Origin of the sequence: Bacillus songklensis, from assembly GCF_042649685.1 — a bacterium.
GTDB lineage: Bacteria > Bacillota > Bacilli > Bacillales > Bacillaceae_H > Bacillus_BA > Bacillus_BA songklensis.
In genome coordinates, this window is the sequence record NZ_JBHRZT010000003.1 from 1 (window position 1) to 5313 (window position 5313).

Sequence of the window (5313 nt, forward strand, 5' to 3'; positions counted from 1 at the left end):
ACGTTTCTGTTGGCTTACCCTGTAGCAAACTTCATAGAATATTCATAGCAAAGACCGCCCATTACCCTAGAGTCTATAAGGCGGTCTTATCAATATGTACGCTATATGTCTTATTCTCAAATTTCCAACACTATCACCAAAATTTCCACCATTTCTTTTTCGGTTGATTTTCTTCCTTTTGTTGATTGGCTGCTGCAATTTCTTTTCTTGATTCTTGAATCTCACGAACAGCTTGTAACAACTTTTGATCTCTCTCCTCTAACTTCTGAACCAATGACTGTTGAAATTCTTGTTGTTGTTTTTGTTGCTCCAGAAACCATTTTTTTAAAACTTCTTCGTGTTTTTGCATTTCCTCGGATACTCTATCAGAAACAAATTTCTCTACTTCCTGAACAGATACAAACCCTTGGTATAAATGGGATTGTTCAGATATCTGTTTAGATGTTTCAATGATCGGAGTATCTAAAAATCGAGGGAACCCTTCCTTGTCTAATAGTTCTATAATCTGCCCTGACTGTAGGTTTCGTTTATTCCTCATCTTAGCTATAAAAAGAAACACCGGTACACAATCTTTATCAATCAAGTATTTATTTTTTTCTCCCTGTTTTACATTCACAAAGTCCTTATATGTTTGACAGTTACGCTTAATTGTCATTGCTGAAACTTTTACTTGCTTTGCTATTTCTTCAGCTGACAACCAACATTTTGTACTCTCCACTGTTCAGATCACCATCCTTCTAAACAACTGAACATCTAAACTAAACACCATTCAAACAACTAAACAATTCAGCTCCGGACAAGGGTTCACCTCTTTTGTTGTTTAGATAACTGTTTAGATAAAAAATAAAAAAATATATTAAACATACTCCATCTGAACATCATCTAAACAGCTTAAAACGCTTTTTATTCCAATTTCCTTTTGGTGACGGAACCTGCACCCCTTAAAACCCCGAAGGCAACCCCAGAGGGCCAAAACCACCCTCTGGGGCCACCTCCGCGATTTTACTTTAGGGGTTCTCCCTCACCAAAAGTTTTCTCGGCATAAATCGCTTCGTGCTCCAGCCCCAATACCTCTCTAATCCCTCAGATTTCGTTTTAAGACGTTTATTTAATTACACCAATATAAAACCACCAAAACTACTAAAAACCCCTTTAAACCCTTATACAAGCTTCTTTACATTTTTTCTTCTACCCGTTCCCTTATCTTTTACTTCCATTCCTTCCTGCTCCTCTTCTCTTTCCTTACTTTCCCCTGATCTTTCTACCACTCTTCTACTCTATACACATATTCTCTTTCACTCTCTCATTCCTTCTCTTCCATCCTCACCATCCATCCCGCCCGCCAACACCCACTTACCCTTCCATTTTTGTTTGGAAAGGTAAGTGGGTTATTTACCTATAGTCCTGCCGAACAGTCACGGCATTCCATACTTCCATTCCGTGACTGTTCGGCAGGACGGCAGGCATAGGCACACCCTAGGGCTGTAGGTGAATAACCAATGTTGGCGGGCGGCGCTCAATCCGCGCCATAATTCCAAAAAATGTTCTATATGGTAGCAACAATTTTTTGAACAATTTATAGAACAATTAATGCAATATTTTTTACAACTTCTAATACAAAAAAGTAAATTGGATAGTAAATGTGGTCAATACATCCATTTTTACACCGTTTTTATATCTATCTTCACTCGCTTGAAAAGTAAAAATAAATGTAAAAGGTGATCGATAGATTTATTTTTATATTTGTTTTCACATTTATTTTTACATCATTTTTCTTTTTCATTTACGCAGTTTGATTCATTTCTTGCTTTTGGGGTGGAGGTTGGCCGGGGGTGTGGGGGAGACCCCCACGCTATAGCGTTACTTGTTCTCGAAAGAACACATTACTTGGAACGGATGCACCAGCGTGTCGGCTCGTATACTGGTGCGATCAAGCCGATGACCCGGGAACTTGCTTTTGGGTTTGTCGGCTTGGCGACGCCGCGACCACGAGCCGACCGGAGAACGGTCAAGGAGGCGATAGCCAGGGTGGAGATTCCCCTGGTTTTTAGGGGAATACTACCCGGTCCTTGAGCGTTCTCCGAGCGCTTATATATAGAGTGAGATAGAGAAAATACAAAAATGCAGTAATATCAAGGGTTTAAGAGACATGAGGTGTGTCGTTTTTGACACACCTGTGTGTCAAAAACGACACACCTCAAAATCAAAAAAAAAAAAAAAAAAAAAATGCAAGATAAAAATTATCCTGCATTTTAAAAAAGATAAATAGGTAATTTATGTTTTTTGCTGTTCCCTTCAACAACAAAATTATGAAGTGATTTTTTAAAAATCTTTTTAGTAGCTTTATCTACTCCATCTTTTGGAGAACAACACATAATATTGGGATTTACAAACCAAGTTCGACTCGTACATATACGTCCATCTTCAGTTGTCATTCCAGCTTCAGCAACTGCTAATACTCCTTTTTTTAGTAAACTATTCATAACTCTAGAAACATTAGCACGTTCTTTTTTCAATTTACTTGCTAGATAGCTAGGTGTAGCAGCATTAGCATCTATTTCTTCCTCGTCACTAGATCGTTCAATTATTATATTAGTTTTAAATTCTAAATAAGGAGTGATATCAAATAAAAAAGCTTTTTCTGCTGTAGTTAGATAACCTATTTCGCATAAATAATTAATATTTTCCATAATTAGCTGCACGAACTTCACCCCATCAGTTTTTTTCTTCCTCTTCCCGATGAAGTAACTTTCACCAGTTGCATTATGTAAAATCTCTAGAAGCATTCTTTGTTGCTCAGCTGTTAAACCGATCTCAGCTTGCCCAATTAATTCGTCCATCTGGCGTTCTCTTGCTCTTGCTTTCTTTTCTGCTTTTTCAAAATCAATAATTTTCTTACTCACAAAAATTTCCTCTCCTTCTCTCTAGAAGGAGTTAACCAACCTATGATAGAATATAAGTACATAACATTATAAGTAAGGGTTAACCCCTTCGATATTTGTCCTGTAAAAAGTCCTCGGAGTCGCCAAACTTGAGGGCTTTTTACTTTGTCTGTATTTCGACATTATCATAACATATTCCTGTTTAAGGAATAGGTAATCACCTAATTTGAAGTAAAGATAAGCTCTTTCTCTAGGTATAGAGCATAGCATGTAAAAGGCTAAACATTCTTCTTCAAAAAAGTAGGTGAAAACGTGAATCCAAACGAAAATATGAATTCATACGAAAACGTAAATCCAGATACGAGAGACTATATGCACCATCATTATGGAACAGCATATATGCCATGTCCTTACTGCGGATCTCCTATGGGATACGTCCATCCTTCTTATGGAATGGCGTACCATCACCACCATCATTATGGACACCATGGATATCATCACCCTCATATTACCCAAAAACAATCTGTATTCATTAAACAACCGCATATGGAAGATATATTTATTAAACAACCGCATAAACAACCGCATATGGAAAATGTAATGTATAAACATAAGCACAATTAAAAGAGGCCTCTATTTGCTCTCAACAGATAGAGGCTTTTACTATATACCACTGTATGCATCTATCCCAACAAATGTTATCATGGTCTTACTTTCATGAAATTAAAAACTCCCCTAAGTATTATCGAAAAAAAAGAGCATAAGGGATTTTTGATATCACTTACCGTGATATGCTAGGCAAAGCCTAGCGAAGCCCTGATATCACAAAAATTCCCGACGTGCCGATATACTGTAGACCTAGTGTCGACATAACTTTTTTTGATTCAAGACAAAAAATTGGATACCCACAGGGTACCCGATTTAAAGGAGTTGGGCGTCCTTTAGATACCCAACCCCTTTTTTGTTGACATAAGATCCGAAGTAGGAAGTAGTTTATTTAGCAATATTACTTGGTCCTTTCTTACGAAAATAGTAATAAGACATTGCAAATGGAATTACAGGGAAAAGTGCTATTGCTTGAATCCAATTTTCAGCACCACTAAAATATAATGCCGTCGGTAAGAATATGATTCCACTACATAACAATGCTTTCCAAGATTTCTTCCACATACCAACTATAAATAAAACCACTGAACCTATGATAAGAATCCAAAAGATAAGGCCAACGATACTTGTTAATAAAGTAATCACTGCGCTCTTCCCTTTCCTTTTTATCCCATTTTACCAAAAAAAGAATAATGTATAATCTATACATTTCTAGTTTACATAACCATTCTTAGAGGAAGTTACCATAACAAAAACCCCTTGGCACCCAAGGGGTTTCACATCGTCCACTTTTATCGTTTATGCATCTTTTTATACATCGTTGAGGAATCAACGTTTGAGCGCGCTCAAGCGCGCCTAAAGATGCATAAAAAATGGGGTTTTATGCAATGAAATTATAACATGTCCTCTTTTGTTTTTTTACAGACTATTTTCGAATAAACCTTGATTTTATGCGGAGTTTAATCTATTTGTTCACTTATTCGTCATCTTACCACCTGTTCATCTAAAGGATTTTAGCATAATAAACAGAAATAAGAGTTTAGATGAACAGGTGAATCGGTGGTGAATGGATGAATAAATGAAAAATACATAAGAGTCTCAGCAGTCGCTAAACAGATTAACGAACAGATTAACGTGAACCCTAACACCTTGCGACGTTAGTTACTTCAGTAGGATGAATTTCTAACTACGAGAAAAGACACGAAAATAAAGTATGTCCACGTAGACAGTATAAAGACCTTAGAACTCATTAAGGGTTACTATGCAAATTTCAACTTAGAAGGTGAAAACAAAGGAGTGAATTTTTATGGATAAACATGAATTGTTCAAAGATGTTATTGCTAAGTTTAATAATTGTAACTGGAAGATAGTTTTTGATGCTACACAGTGGCAAGCTAAGATTGTTAATGACAAAGGGGAAGAAATTGATTTAAAATCATTGAATTTTATCCTTGCGAAGTTAGGGGATTACGCTCAACGTATGAACGAGGAGCATTACGGGGAGAAACGTAAAGAACCACTTGATGAATTTACTAAGAGACGTTTAGGATTAAAAGATTACACATTACTCTGGGATGAAGTACTTGTTAATACCAGATATGTATTTGAAGCTTATCATGATAGCAACGGTATATTTACGATAGATAATTATTCTATATCTCTTGAAAACAATTTAAAATATTATGATTCAGGATTTAAAGCACACTTAACAGAATTCGATGTAGAAAAATTATTGGAACCTTTACAGAATTTTGTATCTCTACACAGTAAGACATCTGAAAAATAGGGATAGTACCAGTGTAGCTGACACTAACCGCAAAACAAA

At 36.3% G+C, this 5313-nt stretch carries 5 protein-coding genes; 2 read left to right on the forward strand and 3 right to left on the reverse strand.

What is annotated here, in order from left to right:
• Nucleotides 1-133: 133 nt before the first annotated feature.
• Entirely contained in the window at nt 134-718 is a 585-nt protein-coding gene (locus tag ACFOU2_RS00175; protein WP_377911116.1) for a DUF3967 domain-containing protein, read from the reverse strand.
• 1534 nt (nt 719-2252) lie between these two features.
• A complete protein-coding gene (locus tag ACFOU2_RS00180) occupies nt 2253-2840 on the reverse strand; it encodes a MarR family transcriptional regulator (protein ID WP_377911124.1) in 588 nt (195 codons plus the stop codon).
• Between the two features lie 354 nt (nt 2841-3194).
• On the opposite strand from ACFOU2_RS00180, the gene ACFOU2_RS00185 reads away from it, so the two are divergent.
• Entirely contained in the window at nt 3195-3506 is a 312-nt protein-coding gene (locus ACFOU2_RS00185) for a hypothetical protein (RefSeq protein WP_377911118.1), read from the forward strand.
• A 369-nt stretch (nt 3507-3875) separates the two neighbouring features.
• On the opposite strand, the gene ACFOU2_RS00190 is transcribed toward ACFOU2_RS00185, so the two are convergent.
• Nucleotides 3876-4133: a hypothetical protein gene (locus ACFOU2_RS00190; RefSeq protein WP_377911120.1), complete on the reverse strand. Its 258-nt coding sequence runs from the start codon at nt 4131-4133 to the stop codon at nt 3876-3878.
• A gap of 661 nt (nt 4134-4794) precedes the next feature.
• Between ACFOU2_RS00190 and ACFOU2_RS00195 the strand changes: the two genes are divergently transcribed.
• Nucleotides 4795-5274, forward strand: a complete 480-nt coding sequence (locus tag ACFOU2_RS00195) for a hypothetical protein (protein WP_377911122.1) — start codon at nt 4795-4797, stop codon at nt 5272-5274.
• Nucleotides 5275-5313: the final 39 nt, after the last annotated feature.